The 15,887-nt window shown below is 42.0% G+C and carries 14 protein-coding genes; 13 read left to right on the plus strand and 1 reads right to left on the minus strand.

The window, feature by feature from the left end; genetic code table 11:
* Positions 1-61 precede the first annotated feature (61 nt).
* The 4 genes from FE005_RS12335 (at position 62) to cls (ending at position 7,037) form a co-directional block, all read left to right on the plus strand.
* The gene (locus FE005_RS12335) at positions 62-1,114 is read left to right on the plus strand and encodes a hypothetical protein (RefSeq protein ID WP_060814309.1); all 1,053 of its coding nucleotides are present in this window, start codon (positions 62-64) and stop codon (positions 1,112-1,114) included.
* 372 nt (positions 1,115-1,486) lie between these two features.
* Complete coding sequence (gene alaS / locus FE005_RS12340; protein WP_103300884.1) at positions 1,487-4,129, plus strand: alanine--tRNA ligase; 2,643 nt, start codon at positions 1,487-1,489, stop codon at positions 4,127-4,129.
* A 292-nt stretch (positions 4,130-4,421) separates the two neighbouring features.
* Complete coding sequence (locus FE005_RS12345) at positions 4,422-5,561, plus strand: cation diffusion facilitator family transporter (protein WP_138371866.1); 1,140 nt, start codon at positions 4,422-4,424, stop codon at positions 5,559-5,561.
* Positions 5,562-5,570: 9 nt separating this feature from the next.
* On the plus strand, positions 5,571-7,037 hold the full coding sequence (cls, locus tag FE005_RS12350; protein WP_138371867.1) for a cardiolipin synthase: 1,467 nt from the start codon (positions 5,571-5,573) through the stop codon (positions 7,035-7,037).
* Here the strand turns inward: cls and FE005_RS12355 are convergent.
* Positions 7,020-7,433: a ribonuclease HI family protein gene (locus tag FE005_RS12355; protein WP_060814306.1), complete on the minus strand. Its 414-nt coding sequence runs from the start codon at positions 7,431-7,433 to the stop codon at positions 7,020-7,022. The two genes, cls and FE005_RS12355, sit on opposite strands and share 18 nt — an antisense overlap.
* A 66-nt stretch (positions 7,434-7,499) precedes the next feature.
* Between FE005_RS12355 and FE005_RS12360 the strand changes: the two genes are divergently transcribed.
* From FE005_RS12360 to FE005_RS12400, 9 genes are all read left to right on the plus strand, one after another.
* The gene (locus FE005_RS12360; protein ID WP_060814305.1) at positions 7,500-7,907 is read left to right on the plus strand and encodes an EbsA family protein; all 408 of its coding nucleotides are present in this window, start codon (positions 7,500-7,502) and stop codon (positions 7,905-7,907) included.
* 125 nt (positions 7,908-8,032) lie between these two features.
* Positions 8,033-9,703, plus strand: a complete 1,671-nt coding sequence (locus FE005_RS12365) for a formate--tetrahydrofolate ligase (RefSeq protein WP_103300881.1) — start codon at positions 8,033-8,035, stop codon at positions 9,701-9,703.
* Positions 9,704-10,363: 660 nt separating this feature from the next.
* Complete coding sequence (locus tag FE005_RS12370) at positions 10,364-10,771, plus strand: hypothetical protein (protein WP_138371868.1); 408 nt, start codon at positions 10,364-10,366, stop codon at positions 10,769-10,771.
* On the plus strand, positions 10,764-11,471 hold the full coding sequence (locus FE005_RS12375) for a CBS domain-containing protein (protein ID WP_003126617.1): 708 nt from the start codon (positions 10,764-10,766) through the stop codon (positions 11,469-11,471). Before FE005_RS12370 ends, FE005_RS12375 begins: the two co-directional genes overlap by 8 nt.
* Complete coding sequence (lspA, locus tag FE005_RS12380; RefSeq protein ID WP_003126616.1) at positions 11,468-11,926, plus strand: signal peptidase II; 459 nt, start codon at positions 11,468-11,470, stop codon at positions 11,924-11,926. Before FE005_RS12375 ends, lspA begins: the two co-directional genes overlap by 4 nt.
* Positions 11,927-12,832 (plus strand): RluA family pseudouridine synthase, encoded by a 906-nt coding sequence (locus tag FE005_RS12385; protein WP_003126615.1) that lies wholly within the window; start codon positions 11,927-11,929, stop codon positions 12,830-12,832.
* Positions 12,833-13,074: 242 nt separating this feature from the next.
* Positions 13,075-13,611, plus strand: a complete 537-nt coding sequence (pyrR, locus tag FE005_RS12390) for a bifunctional pyr operon transcriptional regulator/uracil phosphoribosyltransferase PyrR (protein ID WP_003126614.1) — start codon at positions 13,075-13,077, stop codon at positions 13,609-13,611.
* 19 nt (positions 13,612-13,630) lie between these two features.
* The gene (locus FE005_RS12395) at positions 13,631-14,911 is read left to right on the plus strand and encodes a solute carrier family 23 protein (RefSeq protein WP_003126613.1); all 1,281 of its coding nucleotides are present in this window, start codon (positions 13,631-13,633) and stop codon (positions 14,909-14,911) included.
* A gap of 41 nt (positions 14,912-14,952) precedes the next feature.
* Complete coding sequence (locus FE005_RS12400) at positions 14,953-15,879, plus strand: aspartate carbamoyltransferase catalytic subunit (RefSeq protein ID WP_060814300.1); 927 nt, start codon at positions 14,953-14,955, stop codon at positions 15,877-15,879.
* Positions 15,880-15,887: the final 8 nt, after the last annotated feature.

Here is a 15,887-nt window from a genome sequence, read left to right on the forward strand (position 1 = left end):
TTCTCCCAATCCATGGTATACTCAATCTATATTGATTGTAGCAGATGAAAGGGGAAAGCTCGTGGATTTTTTCGAAGCATTGCAATGGACGAATTGGAAAAATTTGACTGCTGAAGTCAAAAGCCAAGTGTTTCAGCAAGTAGTCATGTACTTTGTCAGCCCATTGAAAGAAATTACAGATGTTCATTTTATTAAAACAAGCTATGCAGGAATCAAGTGTGAGACCTTTGAATTAACGATTGATGAGGAACCCTTCGTCTTTGTGCCTGGAAATTCTGAAACAATTCTAGGCTGGGACTTGGGCATTCAGGGATTGCCGATAACCTGCTGGTCCAAAATGTGGCAAGAACCTCTCAGCCCTTCGCTGAGCCGCTTGATCGAAGGCTATGGATTGTCAAACGCTGAGGAGTGGGGAGATTTTGTAAATGAATCAATGAGCCCATTACGCAAAGCGACCATCCCACCCATGTTGGTGCAGAAAATGGCATTGCCAGCAGGTACTCGTTTGATTGGAGAACTAGATACAGTCACGGGAGAATTCCATGGTCATGTTGATCAATTTGAAACTTTTGGTTCCGAGATACGGCAGGCATTTCAGCAGCCGCGAAGTTTTGAAGAAAGTTTGCAGTGGGAAATGCCAAGAACAATCAGTGCCGAAAATCAGTACTTTGCGGAACTGCATCCAGTGTCTGGCAATTATCATGTATACACTCACCAACGAATGACCCAAAATGAATTGCAGCACTGGCTGGGACAGCAGGGATATGATTTGATGAATGAAGAACAGTGGGAATATGCAGTGGGCGCCGGGACCCGTCGTTTATTTCGTTGGGGCAATGAAAAACCCTGTGAGGATGGTGTCAAATTGACCAAAAAAGCATTGGCTGAGCCGAACATGTTTGGCTTGATTTATCCGTATGCCAATGGATGGGAGCTAACTGACAGTTCATTTCTAAAGATGGAAGATTGGCCAGAGTGCGGCAATCCATTACTGGATACATTGCCCTATGCTAGTTATTATCGGTCACGCAAAATGTTGCAAGCAAACCAGCAGTTGGACCCTGAAAAATACCGCTACCGAAAAGCAGTTATTATTGATCGAGAACGGATTTGAGGATTGACTTTTTGTGAACATTTCCTTATACTTTTAAAGACGAAGGACATGGTTGATTTGTTCATTCTTTACAGAAAGTTTTTCAAAGCTGAGAGAAAAACAAGAATCCTAATTGATCGCTCCCTTTGGTATCTGATTCAGTAGAAATGCTGACGCCTGCTCTGCGTTATCGAGTCTGAGAGGTAATGATCAACATCATTGCAAGTAAGGTGGTACCGCGTAGCTACGTCCTTGCTCTGCAGTGGTGTTTTTTTGTTTGACTGCCCAGAAGCGAGTTCGTCGAATGAACAGATATCAGAGAGAAAGGTCACCAAAGAACAAAAGCATTCCTTGCTCCCAAGCGATTTTATCATTAGAAAGTAGGAAAACTATATGAAACACTTATCAAGTGCCGAAGTTCGTCAAATGTTTCTCGATTTCTTTCAATCAAAAGGACATTCGATCGAGCCTAGTGCATCACTCGTCCCTGTAAATGACCCAACATTGTTGTGGATCAACTCAGGTGTAGCAACATTGAAAAAATATTTTGACGGTACCGTTGTTCCAGAAAATCCGCGAATCACCAATGCACAAAAATCGATTCGGACCAACGATATCGAAAATGTTGGTAAGACAGCACGTCACCACACCATGTTTGAAATGTTAGGAAATTTTTCGATTGGTGATTACTTCAAAAATGAAGCAATCCATTGGGCGTGGGAGTTTTTGACTTCTCCAGAATGGATGGCCTTTGATCCAGAAAAGCTTTATGTCACAGTGTATCCAAAAGACACAGAAGCAAAACGAATTTGGCGCGAAGAAATCGGGTTGACTCCAGAACACATCGTAGAGATCGAAGACAACTTCTGGGATATCGGTGCTGGACCTTGTGGACCAGATTCAGAGATTTTTTATGACCGGGGACCTGAGTTCAACGATGTCGCAGAAGATGATCCGGAGAATTATCCTGGCGGTGAAAATGAACGCTATTTGGAAATTTGGAATTTGGTCTTTTCAGAGTTCAATCATCAAGCAGATGGCACGTATGAACCATTACCACACAAAAACATTGATACGGGTATGGGGCTTGAACGGATGGTGTCGATCATCCAAAATGCACCAACCAACTTTGAAACAGATCTCTTTATGCCGATCATCGAAGCGGTTCAAGAATTGAGCGGCAATTTTGCATATGGCGAAAGCAAAGCAACAGATATTTCCTTCAAAGTGATCGCCGACCACATTCGCGCGCTTTCTTTTGCTATAGGCGATGGTGCACTACCGTCAAACGAAGGACGCGGATACGTGTTGCGCCGTTTGCTACGCCGCGCCGTCATGCATGGCAAGAAATTAGGTATCGATTCAGCCTTTTTATATAAACTTGTTCCGATCGTAGGAAAAATCATGGAGAGTTATTATCCGGAAGTATTGGCTCAACAAGCGTTTATCGAAAAAGTAATCCGTAATGAAGAAGAACGGTTCCATGAAACGATCAATGAAGGATTAGAGATCTTGAACCAAGTCATTGCTAAAGTGAAGGCAGATGGGCAAGAGACATTAGCAGGTGCCGATATCTTTAAGTTGTATGATACTTACGGATTCCCTGTTGAATTGACTGAAGAAGTCGCTCAAGATGAAGGGTTGAAAGTTGATCATGCCGGTTTTGAAAAAGAAATGGATGCACAGCGGGCACGGGCTCGTTCTGCTCGATCGACTGAGCTTTCTATGGGTGTTCAATCCGCTCTTTTGACTGATATCAAAGTCGAAAGCCGTTTTGTTGGCTACGAAAGCCTTGAAGTCAACAGCGAATTGTTAGTGATCATTCAAGAGGAACAATTGCTTGATACAGTAACCACTGGTGAAGCCAAACTGATCTTCAAAGAAACACCATTCTATGCAGAAATGGGTGGTCAAGTAGCGGACACTGGTACTGTTGTTGACCAATCTGGTGTTATCGTTGCGGAGATCACTGATGTAAAAAAAGCACCAAATGGCCAGTTTCTGCATACTGCGAAGGTAACTGGCAACTTGACGGAAGGGGCTTCTTATTTCTTGCAAGTTGATCAGCACCGTCGGAACAAAATCATCAAAAACCACACAGCCACTCATTTATTGCACAAAGCGTTGAAAGAAGTGCTAGGTAGCCATGCAAATCAAGCAGGTTCATTAGTTGCACCTGGACACTTGCGTTTTGACTTTAGTCATTTTGGCCAAGTGACTGCAGACGAATTAAGTCAGATGGAACAAATCGTCAATCAGAAAATTTGGGAAGCTTTGCCAGTCGTAACTATCGAAACCGACATCGATACGGCGAAGGGCATGGGGGCGATGGCTCTCTTTGGCGAAAAATACGGCCACGATGTGCGTGTAGTCAATGTCGCAGATTGGTCTATCGAGCTTTGCGGTGGCACACATGTCGCCAATACAGAAGATATCGGTATTTTCAAAATTGTTTCTGAATCCGGGATTGGTGCTGGCGTTCGTCGGATTGAAGCAGTGACGAGTCAAGAAGCTTACGCATTGCTGCATGAAGGAGAAGCACAGCTAAAAGCCATTGCAGGGATCGTCAAATCGGCACAAATCAAAGATGTAGTCAGCAAAACAGAACAATTACAGCAACAACTGCGGGATCTGCAAAAAGAAAATCAAGCACTGGCGAGCAAACTAGCCAATCAACAAGCTGGCGATGTTTTCAAAGATGTCAAAGAAGTGAATGGGATTCGTTTTATTGCTGCAAAAGTAACTGTCAAAGATATGAATCAGTTACGCCAATTGGCAGACCAATGGAAACAAAAAGAATTATCGGATGTTTTAGTTCTTGCTACAGCCAACGATGGCAAAGTTAATCTGTTGGCTGCAATGACGCCACAGGCAAATGAGAAAGGCTTGAAAGCTGGAGATTTGATCAAGCACATCGCACCGAAAGTCGGCGGCGGTGGCGGCGGACGTCCAGATATGGCACAAGCCGGTGGGAAGCAACCAGAAGGAATCGACGCTGCATTAACTGAAGTAGCCAATTGGTTAGCCGCAAACTGATTCTTTAACAGCAAATCATAAAAAAATGTATAACATCAAGAAATATCCGAACTGGAATTGTGTGTCAGAGAGCTGCCGCGTCTTTTTATAAGACGTTCGGTAGAGGATCGAAACGCGATTCCTTCGGGTATTTTTTCTGTTTTTGCAGAAATTGGATTTTATTAAAGAGAAATTTTGGAATAGCTGAAGCATTCATTTTTAGAAAAATACTTTTTTTACATGCTTTTAGTTGTTTTACTGATTTCATTCGGGGTAAAATAAGAAAGACGAATTTACGCTTGGAGGGAATGTTATGCTGCGCTTCTTTTTAAAGCGAATGAAAGGAAACGCAACTGATCGCACCATGATCGGTAAACTTGCGGGCTATCTGGGATTGCTCTCAAATGCACTTCTTTTTGTCGCAAAGTTTCTGATTGGACTGTCGGCACAATCGGTCTCGATCATGGCAGATGCTATCAATAGTCTGTCTGACACCGCCTCCTCCTTTTTGACATTGATCGGTTTTCGGATTGCTGCCAAGCCGGCGGATAGGGAGCATCCCTACGGCCATGAACGGTTTGAATACATTAGCGGTTTTGTGGTTTCTTTACTGATCACATTTGTTGGTTTTCAGTTTCTAAAAAATGCCTTTGAAAAAATCATTGCTCCTGAACCGATCCGTTTATCACCATGGTTGTTTATTGTGCTGATCTTGTCAATCGGATTAAAGCTTTGGCAAGGTCTCATGTACCGTCAATTGTCGAAGAAAATTGACTCTGCAACTTTACAAGCTAGCGGACAAGATAGTTTTAATGATGTACTCACAACAGTTGCGGTCTTGCTCTCTGCATTGATTGAATGGGGAACCGGTTGGCGGGTAGATGGGTATATTGGCTTGCTGATCGCGTTATACATTTTATTTAGTGGTATCATGATGATCCGTACCTTTATCAATGAACTGCTAGGTGCACGTCCGACAGAAGCTGAAATCCGTGAGATGGAGGATCGACTAGATCGTTATCCAACAATATTGGGGTACCATGATCTGCTCGTTCATAACTATGGTCCCAAGAATCGTTTTGCTAGTGTTCATATTGAAGTCAATGAAAGCTGGAGTTTGTCACAAGCCCATGAAGTAATTGATGCGATCGAACATGATTTTCAAAGGAACCTTCAAGTTGAATTGGTTTGTCATCTTGATCCTGTCCCTATCCAAAATAAACAGTACCGGCAGTTGCGGGAAAAAGTCAGACAAATCGTTGAGACGATTGATCCAGAGTTAAGGATGCACGACTTTCGGATTCACGAAAAACAGTTTGCTTTTGATTTGGTGATCCCAAAGCAAAGAATTTACACAGATCGTGAACTGCAAGATAAAATTTATCAAAAGATTACGCATGAAATCGGCACGTATGAGGTGGCGATCACGTTTGATCATACTTATTTGTTGTAGGAGGAAAATATGATAAAAATGGATATGAGTGTGGTTTCGACCGTCTTTTTGGCGTTGCTGTTTGTCAATACAGTTGCGGCATTTATTACGGTCTTTCGTAAACCGCGATCAATTGCAAGTGTTTTTGCCTGGATGATGACATTAGTCTTTATCCCGGGTTTTGGGTTTTTGTTGTATTTGTTTTGTGGTCGAGGAATCGACGGAGAAATCATTTATAAATTCAGTGAGCACCATCAAAGCAGGATCAATGAATTAAATCAAATCATCAAAGTCCACAATTATTCCTTTCCAGAGCATCCATACTCAGATGACAATCATCTATTGGAACGGTATTTTAAAAATTTAGATGAGTCCCCTTTTACAAAAGGCAATCAGGTACAATTTTATACGGACGGCAAAGAAAAATTTGCTGCCTTATTTTCAGATATGCAAAATGCTGAAGACAATATTCATGTGGAATACTATTCTTTTTTTAATGATGAAATTGGTGGGCAGTTTCTTGATGTCCTAATTGAAAAAGCCAAGCAAGGAGTAGAAGTTCGACTAATATTCGATCCATGGGGTTCTCCCAAAGCAAATCGTAAATTCTTTCAGCCATTAATGGACGCTGGCGGAAAGGTCGTGCCCTTTATTACTTCAAAAAATTTGATTCGCAATACACGTTTGAATTACCATTTGCATCGCAAAATCGTGGTGATTGATGGCCAAATTGGCTGGACCGGCGGGTTTAATGTAGGGGATCAATATTTAGGTAAAAAAGCAAAATTTGGTTATTGGCGGGATACACATGCGCGAATCGTTGGAACTGCTAGTTTTACCTTACAGGAAATCTTTATCCGCGATTGGAATGCCTCGATTCGAAATGAAGCAGATCAACTGGAATATGAAGATCGCTATTTCATTTTACCGCCTAAAGAAGAGGCAGGTCATGTCGATATGCAAATCGTGGCCGACGGACCTGAGACGGAAACGCAGATTCTAAAAGGCGGCTTCGTCAAGATGATTTTGGCGGCTGAAAAATCGATTTGGATCCAAACCCCTTATCTGATTCCTGACGACAGTATGATGAATGCCTTGGAGATCGCCATCCACTCAGGTGTAGATGTTCGAATCATGATTCCCTGCATGCCGGATCATCCATTTATCTATCGAGCGACCCAACACTATGCCAACTATTTACATCGCCGGGGAGCGAAAATCTATATCTATGAGAATGGATTTTTACATGCCAAAACTGTTATGATGGATGATACCATCTGCTCGTTTGGAACGACAAATCAGGACATTCGCAGTTATGCGTTGAATTTTGAAGTCAATGCATTCGTTTATGATCAAGAAATCACGGCGCAATTAAAAACGATTTTTGAAGAGGATATGCTGCAGTCCACTTTATTGACAGATGAAATGCTGGCTAAACAATCTTACTGGTTGCGTTTCAAGCAAAACTTTTCTCGTTTGTTATCGCCGATCCTGTAATTTTAAAGCCTTAGCTAACCCTTGACGGGCCAAATGGTCGGCACCTTTGTTTTGAGATTCGGGAATCCATTGGACAATCAGTAAAGTGAAATAGGGCAGCAACTCTTGGATTTCCTCTAAATACTTCCGAAAATCGGGGTTGTTCGTATAATTTTTGTCGATTGTTTGAGCGACGACTTTACTGTCTGTATAAAGCATGATCGTCTGGTCTTGCCATTCTTTCGTTAAGAGAAATTCAAGAGCATGATGCATCGCAGCAAATTCTGCTTGGTGATTTGTGAGCGTGGGTAGTACAAAGGCATGCTGTTCATGCAGGTCTTCCCCTACAATCAACAGACCGCCGCCACTAGGTCCAGGGTTTCCTTTGGTTGAAGCATCGAGATACACTTTTAGCATGAGTTGACTCCTTCTGTTATGATGGATATAAGTATACTAGAAATTGATCGCGTGAGGAAATTATTTATGAAACGTAACTATTTTTGGCAACCAGAACCAGCCACCGCAATTATCTATTGGTCCAGTTCACTGATCGTTTTGTTTTACAGCTTGATTTTGGCACTGGAAAATACTCGCCCTTATTGGAAAAGCAATCTTGTGTTGGGGATTTTTCTATTTCTTGTCTGGTTAGGATTGCAGCGCCGCCTTTATTTGACGGAGAAGACCATCAAAATCACCTATGCCCGCTTTTGGAAACGAGTAGTTATTCCTCTCGAGAAAATCCAAGCCATTGGGGTAGAGAATCATCATTTGAGAATCGTGACCAATGAAAGAAGCTATACGTTTGTAATGCGTAAAAAAGATCTTGAAGTATTACAGACACACTTTGTTAATCTAGTGCCTATTCTTGAAAGACAAGAGTCAGAAAAATAATTCTGGCTCTTTTTTTATTCCGGTGAAAAACAGGGTTTCAATCTTCATGAAAAACGGTATAATAGAAATAGGACAAACAAATATGAATGAATAAGGAATAATAGTTCGGGAATAGAGGGTTACTGATGAAAAAAGATATCGAAATTGCACAAGAAGCAACAATTAAACCGATTATTGACATTGCAGCAACTATCGGATTACAAGCAGAAGATCTAGAACAATATGGGAAGTATAAAGCAAAAATCGATTGGCCAGCAATCAAGGAAATCGCGGAACGCCCCACCGGCAAGTTGATCTTAGTCACAGCGATTAACCCAACCCCTGCGGGAGAAGGAAAGTCGACAGTCACGATTGGATTGGCAGATGGCTTAAACCGTATTGGAAAACAAACCGTGATTGCTTTACGAGAACCATCATTAGGTCCAGTCATGGGGATCAAGGGTGGTGCGACTGGCGGAGGCAGAGCGCAAGTCTTGCCGATGGAGGACATCAATCTTCATTTTACCGGGGACATGCACGCAATCACTGCTGCGAATAATGCATTATCTGCGTTGGTGGACAATCATATCCAACAAGGAAATGAATTAGGGATCGACCCGCGACGGATCATTTGGAAACGTGTCGTGGATTTGAATGATCGCGCATTAAGACAAGTGATCGTCGGACTAGGCGGACCACTGCAAGGAGTACCTAGAGAAGATGGCTTTGATATCACCGTTGCTAGTGAGATTATGGCTATTTTGTGTCTAGCAACGAATTTGGATAATTTGAAAGAGCGCTTGAGCAATATTTTGATTGGTTATACGTATGATAAACAACCTATCTACGTCAAGGATTTGCAGGTTCAGGGGGCATTAGCTTTATTGTTGAAAGATGCCTTGAAACCAAATTTGGTTCAAACCATCGAAGGAACGCCTGCGTTGATTCATGGGGGACCTTTTGCCAACATCGCCCATGGCTGTAATAGTGTCATTGCCACTGAAACAGCTCTCCATTTAGGAGAATACACGGTTACTGAAGCGGGATTCGGCGCAGATCTCGGGGCAGAGAAGTTTTTGGATATTAAAACACCCAATCTCTCTAAAGCACCAGACGCTGTCGTAGTGGTCGCAACGATTCGCGCCTTAAAAATGCACGGCGGGATAGATAAAGAACATTTAAAAGAAGAAAATGTCGCGGCTTTAGTCGCGGGTTTTGCCAACTTGAAACGTCACGTGAGAAACATGCAAAACTATCAATTGCCAGTTGTTGTTGCAATCAATGAATTTGTCACTGATACCGAAGCTGAGATCCAAATGTTGGAGCAATGCTGCAAGGAAATTGGTGTACCAATCGCTCGGACGCAAGTTTGGGAGAAAGGTGGCGCAGGGGGGGAACTTTTGGCGCAGCAAGTCGTCACTGCCATTGATGAACAACCCGGCAATTATCGTAGGCTTTACCAAAATGAAGAGAGCCTTCCTGGTAAAGCTGCCAAGATCGTCAAAGAGATTTATGGCGGGTCAAATGTGGTCTTCTCAAGTGTGGCACAGCGCCAATTGAACGTCTTCAAAAAAAATGGCTGGGATCAATTGCCGATTTGTATGGCAAAAACACAGTACTCTTTTAGTGATGATCCGCAGCTTTTAGGCGCACCGGCTGATTTTTCGATTACGATCCGTGAATTTGTACCAAAACTAGGCGCTGGTTTTATTGTTGCCTTGACCGGTACTGTTATGACAATGCCTGGACTGCCTAAGAAACCAGCAGCATTGAATATGGATGTCGATGCAGACGGCAATGTATCTGGCCTTTTTTAATCTTATTTTCTCTCTGCATCTGCGAATACTGGATGAAGAAATAGATTCTCGAAGGCTCCAGTAATAGTTCAGTCAATTTCTTATAACACACCACACTTACAGATCACTATTGATTCTGTAAGTGTGGTGTGTTGTTTGCGAGCGATTCGTCGTCTTTCAGTAGGTTTTGTTTGGTTCGTTTTTTGTTGACGCTGTACATAGGCTGCGAGATTCGGAGGAGAATAAAACCTCCCTTTTTCTTCTGACTTTCAAAAATTGGAAGAAATAATTGAAGAGGCTGCGAGGATATTTGATTTTTTGCGAAGTTTTCTAAAAGTCTCCCATAGTTATCTCCAGCATTCCTATTTATCCGTTGCTCTTAGAAACATTAGAAACATTAGAAACGAAAGTAGGAAACGGGAAGGGGAAATTGTTATCAAGCTCTTTTAAACGAGAGACTATAAAAAGAATGGTTTTAAAAAGAGGGCTATAAAAGTCGCTCGTTTTTATCTTATGATTTGCCGCTTTTGGATTTTCAATCTATTAAAAGACTGAAAGTTAAATATTAGCAAGAGGCAAGAGACGTGTCTTTTGTTATAATATAATCAGTAGTGCATTTAAAAGACTGTTTTCTTTCTAAGAAAATTAAAGTATACTGATAAAATTGGAGCGTATAAAACGATGAAACGTAAAATCATACGAAATACCGGCTTTTACGCGATGGGGAGTCCGCTGGATTTGCTAGTGGATGGTCAGAAAGTCGCCAGAATCAATCATCAAGAAACCGTCGAGCTGAATCTCAATTCTGACAACCGATTGTCTGTCCGATTTTCCATCCTAAAAAGCAAAGAAATTGCGTTGGCTGATTTACACGCAGAAACTCCATTAGAAATAAAAATGAATCCGCGACTGATTTCTTTTTATGTGCTGTTTTATATTGGTCTGTTTCTAATGATCGCGATTTTAACTCGCAGCGGACAGTTGTCCATTATCCTTTCGGGTATCTTTCTTTATTTAGCAGGTTATCTATGTTTAGGTCTTTATTATAGCAAACAAGCGTATGTAATTGAGGAGGTAACAAATGGCTAGCGGAGCAGATATTTTTTTGAGTAGTTTCAATCGAATCGAAAAACAATTGAGAGACGATTTGGGTAATCCTCGTAACATGGGTTTTTCAGAGATGGTTCGCCGTCTTTCAAAACAGAAGCAAGGAGACATCAAAAAATACGAAGAAGATTTATTGCAGATGGCCCAATTGCGGAACGCCATCGTTCATGAAAAAATCGGTGAAAATTTTGTGATCGCCGAGCCAAATCAATGGGTAGTGACACGAATCCAACAAATCGAACAGGCCTTGTTGCAGCCTGAAACGGTCTTACCTAAGTTTGGTAAAAAAGTGACCGGTTTTGAAAAAACGTTGGCGCTGAAAGAAATCTTGAAGATCGTCGCTCAAAAGCGGTTTTCACAATTTCCACTCTATGACAAAGGACGTTTTGTTGGGTTGATCACTTTACGTATGTTAGGATACTGGTTTGCTCAAGAAAGTCTAAAAGGAGAGATCCGATTAGAAGGGCGTAAAGCAGAAGACTTGTTGATCAAAGACGGTAAAGAGTCCAATTATCAGTTTGTACCCGCGACAACAACGGTCACTGAAGTAGAAGACCTGTTCCATAAAAATGCTTTGCTTGAAGCGGTATTAATCACAAAAAATGGCGATCCTAATGGAAATTTATTAGGCATCGTTCGTCCGCGGGATATTTTTAATGAAGAAAGTGTGGAAAAAAGATGATAGCTTTGTTTTTTTTACTAAGTGCCATAATTGTTGGACTTGATCAGTGGTTGAAGTTTTGGATCGTCAGCAATTTTGAATTAGGTGATGTTCAAACGTTGATCGACCATGTCTTTTCACTAACTTATATTCGGAATACCGGTGCCGCATGGAGTATCTTAGAAGGGAAGATGACCTTCTTTACGATCATCACGGTTGCCGCTGTTATTGTTGTAACTTATTTGTTGATCCGTCATCGTAAAAGCAGTATATGGTTTCGATTGGGACTATCCTTTATCTTAGCCGGAGCGATCGGAAATTTTATCGATCGCTTGCGTTTGGGGTACGTCGTGGATATGTTTCAGCTAGATTTTATCAATTTTCCGATTTTTAATATTGCAGACATGTCGTTAGTGATCGGTGTGTTATTGATTTTTATCTATGCGTTAGTTGATGATGAAGTGAAGGGAAAATAAATGAATAATCAAATTGAAGTAGTAATCCATGAAGAAAAAGGGCGTGTCGATAAAGTATTGGCAGATCGTCTAGAAGCGAGCCGTTCGCAAATTCAACAATGGTTGAAAGAAGGTGCGGTCACCTGTCAAGGGGATCCAATTCGTGCAAATTACAAAGTAAAAGCTGGTGACCAGTTAGTGATTCAAGTACCAGAACCGGAGTCCCTAGATCTGGAACCTGAAGATATTCCTTTGACGATTGTGTATCAAGACCAAGATGTTGCCGTGATCAATAAACCGCAAGGAATGGTCGTTCATCCTTCGGCAGGGCATCCTAACGGAACTCTGGTCAATGCATTGTTGTATCATATGACCGATTTATCTTCGATCAATGATGTTGTACGACCAGGAATTGTTCATCGTATCGACAAGGATACGTCAGGGCTATTGATGATTGCCAAAAATGATCATGCCCATGAAGCGTTAGCCAAACAGTTGAAAGACAAAACTTCTTTACGGAAGTATGTTGCGCTGGTCCATGGGAATATTTCTCACGAAAAAGGCACGATCAATGCACCGATTGGCCGTTCTAAAGTGAATCGCAAGATGCAAGCAGTGCAAGAAGATGGTAAGCCAGCTGTGACACATTTTACAGTTTTGGAACGTTTTGATCAATTTACTTTAGTCGAATTACAGTTGGAAACGGGTCGGACCCATCAAATTCGGGTCCACATGCAATACATTGGCTTTCCATTAGCCGGCGATCCTGTATATGGCCCTAAAAAGACTTTGAAAGGCAATGGCCAATTCCTTCACGCCAAACTGTTAGGATTTACCCATCCGACAACTGGAGAATCAATGGTTTTTGAAGCGCCATTACCCGAACTTTTTGAGGAAACCTTAAAAAAATTGCGAAAAAATGATTGATTTTTTTTTCAAAGAACTGTATAGTGTGTGTAACAAATAAATAGCTCCTTTAAGTGTAGTCCCGTGAGGCTAAGAAGGAAATGAGCAAGCAGACGACTCCCGCGTTGGAGCATCGAAAACTTGCTGGATGATTGCGCATATTCTGGATCGCTGTATACAGCGCCAGAAAGTATGATCGGAAAACATAACTCCTGCCTCACTAGGCAGGAGTTTTTTTATGTTCAAAATTAGGAGGGAACGAAATGCCAACCAAAGAAGTAGTAGATGCAGTAACAATGAAACGAGCATTGACCAGAATCACTTATGAAATCATCGAACGCAACCGAGGGATTGATGACCTAGTCTTAGTAGGAATCAAGACTAGGGGAATCTATATCGCACAACGAATTGCTGAACGCTTGAAACAATTGGAAGGAGTAGAAGTCCCCGTTGGCGAACTGGATATCACATTGTATCGAGATGATAAAAAATCAGATGAAGATCCTGAGATCCATTCTTCTGACATTCCAACAGCAATCGATGGCAAAGAAGTCATCTTGATCGATGATGTGTTGTTTACAGGGCGCACCATCCGGGCAGCGTTAGATGCCATCATGGATTTCGGTCGTCCTCGCCGGATTTCACTAGCAGTACTAGTCGATCGGGGGCATCGAGAATTACCGATTCGGGCAGATTTTGTAGGGAAAAATATTCCAACGGCATTAAGCGAACAAATCATTGTTGAAATGGAAGAATCTGACGGTTCTGATCGAATCATGATCAATAAAGAAAACGAGTAGGAAGAAGAGTGACAGACACATGGAAAAGCAAGAATTTCGCAATACCGATGTGGTATTAGATATCAATGATCGCCCAAAGGCATTGCCTTGGTTAGGCTTAAGTCTTCAACATTTATTCACGATGTTCGGAGCAACTGTTTTAGTACCGATCCTAGTTGGGATCAACCCAAGTATCGCTTTAGTAAGTTCTGGTTTGGGGACACTTGTTTACCTCGTTACGACGAAAGGAAAGATTCCCGCATACTTAGGGAGCAGCTTTGCTTTTATCGCTGCAATGCAAATGTTGATGAAATCAGACGGCTACCCGGCAATCGCCCAAGGAGCTGTTACAACAGGACTGGTTTACATCATCGTTTCTCTGATCATCAAAAAGATTGGTGCTGCATGGCTGGATAAAATTTTGCCGCCGATCGTCGTAGGGCCTGTGATCATGGTTATCGGGTTAGGACTAGCTGCTAATGCCGCTCAAAACGCAATGTACAATGGGGACATCTATGATTTTAAATTTATCTTAGTTGCATTGGTTACATTGGGATTGACGATTTTCTTCAACATGTTTTTGCGAGGGTTTCTTGGCTTGATCCCCATCTTACTAGGGATCATTGGTGGTTACTTAGTAGCTTTAGCTGCTGGGATCGTAGATGTGCAGCCAATCATTGATGCTGCTTGGTTCTCATTACCAAGCTTCGAAATTCCCTTTGTTCAATACAAGCCAACGCTACATTTGAATGCGATCACGACGATGGCGCCTATCGCTTTTGTCACGATGACAGAACATATTGGCCATTTGATGGTTTTGAATAAACTAACAAAGCGTAACTTTTTTGAAGAACCAGGATTAAACAAAACATTGATGGGAGACGGCTTTGCGCAAATCGTTGCCGGATTCGTTGGGGGACCCCCTGTGACAAGTTATGGTGAAAACATTGGTGTCTTGGCCATTACGAGAGTGCACAGTGTCTTTGTTATCGGTGGTGCGGCTGTCTTGGCTGTCTTGTTAGGCTTTGTCGGAAAATTGAGTGCCTTGATCTTGAGTATCCCAAATCCGGTCATTTCTGGAATCAGCTTCCTATTGTTCGGTGTCATTGCTGCAAGTGGGATGAAAATCTTGATCGACAATAAAATCAATTTTGACCGCAAAAAGAATTTGATCATTGCTTCTGTGATTCTGGTGATCGGAATCGGCGGCCTTGTCTTTACGGTCGGAACATTCACCTTATCAGCCATGGCATTAGCAACTGTCTTAGGAATCATTTTAAATCTAATTTTGCCAGAAACATCACGCAGTGAAGAACAATAGCTAGCAGTCAACTAAAAGGGAAAAACTAGGAGGTATTATTCATGATCATCCAATCAGAAAGAATCAGTTTAAAGCATCTTTTGACCGTTGAAGCATTAACAGATCGAGAAGTGATGGGGCTTATCCGCAGAGGGCAGGAATTTAAAAGAGGGGCCAAATGGATGCCGCAAAAAGAACAATACTTTGCTACGAACCTTTTCTTTGAAAATAGTACCAGAACCCACAAAAGTTTTGATGTAGCCGAAAAGAAATTAGGTCTTGAAGTGATTGAATTTGACTCCTCAACGAGTTCTGTGCAAAAGGGCGAAACCCTTTATGATACCGTGCTGACAATGTCAGCTCTTGGCGTGGATGTCGCTGTGATCCGCCACGGGGATGAAAATTATTACGATGAGCTGATCCAAAGTAAAACGATCCAATGCAGCATCATCAATGGAGGCGATGGCAGCGGACAGCATCCCACGCAATGCTTATTAGACTTGATGACGATCTATGAAGAATTTGGCCACTTTGATCAACTGAAAGTAGCGATCGTCGGAGACATCACCCATTCCCGTGTCGCCAAATCAAATATGCAAATGCTCAAACGATTAGGCGCCAAAGTGTATTTTTCTGGCCCGCCACAATGGTATGACAATGAATTTGAAGTGTATGGACACTGGTTGCCTCTAGATGAATTAGTGGATCAAGTCGATGTGATGATGATGCTTCGGGTCCAACACGAACGCCATGATGGCTCAGAAAGTTTCTCAAAAGAGGCTTACTTACGGGATTATGGATTGACAGTGGAACGTGCAGCAAAAATGCAAGACCATGCCATCATCATGCATCCGGCTCCAGTCAATCGTGATGTTGAGCTGGCAGATCCATTAGTTGAAGGGCTGCGTTCAAGAATTGTCACGCAAATGACGAATGGCGTGTTTGTCCGGATGGCAATTTTAGAAGCGGTATTGAATGGCAAAGCTTAATTATAAGA

The organism is Enterococcus sp. M190262 (genome assembly GCF_005843965.1).
Lineage (GTDB): Bacteria > Bacillota > Bacilli > Lactobacillales > Enterococcaceae > Enterococcus_D > Enterococcus_D gallinarum.

Bases quoted from the DNA above. Each gene is read 5' to 3' on its own strand.
- alaS (WP_103300884.1), top strand. From the start codon at position 1,487: ATGAAACACTTATCAAGTGCCGAAGTTCGTCAAATGTTTCTCGATTTC.
- FE005_RS12345 (WP_138371866.1), top strand. From the start codon at position 4,422: ATGCTGCGCTTCTTTTTAAAGCGAATGAAAGGAAACGCAACTGATCGC.
- cls (WP_138371867.1), top strand. From the start codon at position 5,571: ATGATAAAAATGGATATGAGTGTGGTTTCGACCGTCTTTTTGGCGTTG.
- FE005_RS12355 (WP_060814306.1), bottom strand. From the start codon at position 7,433: ATGCTAAAAGTGTATCTCGATGCTTCAACCAAAGGAAACCCTGGACCT.
- FE005_RS12360 (WP_060814305.1), top strand. From the start codon at position 7,500: ATGAAACGTAACTATTTTTGGCAACCAGAACCAGCCACCGCAATTATC.
- FE005_RS12365 (WP_103300881.1), top strand. From the start codon at position 8,033: ATGAAAAAAGATATCGAAATTGCACAAGAAGCAACAATTAAACCGATT.
- FE005_RS12370 (WP_138371868.1), top strand. From the start codon at position 10,364: ATGAAACGTAAAATCATACGAAATACCGGCTTTTACGCGATGGGGAGT.
- FE005_RS12375 (WP_003126617.1), top strand. From the start codon at position 10,764: ATGGCTAGCGGAGCAGATATTTTTTTGAGTAGTTTCAATCGAATCGAA.
- lspA (WP_003126616.1), top strand. From the start codon at position 11,468: ATGATAGCTTTGTTTTTTTTACTAAGTGCCATAATTGTTGGACTTGAT.
- FE005_RS12385 (WP_003126615.1), top strand. From the start codon at position 11,927: ATGAATAATCAAATTGAAGTAGTAATCCATGAAGAAAAAGGGCGTGTC.
- pyrR (WP_003126614.1), top strand. From the start codon at position 13,075: ATGCCAACCAAAGAAGTAGTAGATGCAGTAACAATGAAACGAGCATTG.
- FE005_RS12395 (WP_003126613.1), top strand. From the start codon at position 13,631: ATGGAAAAGCAAGAATTTCGCAATACCGATGTGGTATTAGATATCAAT.
- FE005_RS12400 (WP_060814300.1), top strand. From the start codon at position 14,953: ATGATCATCCAATCAGAAAGAATCAGTTTAAAGCATCTTTTGACCGTT.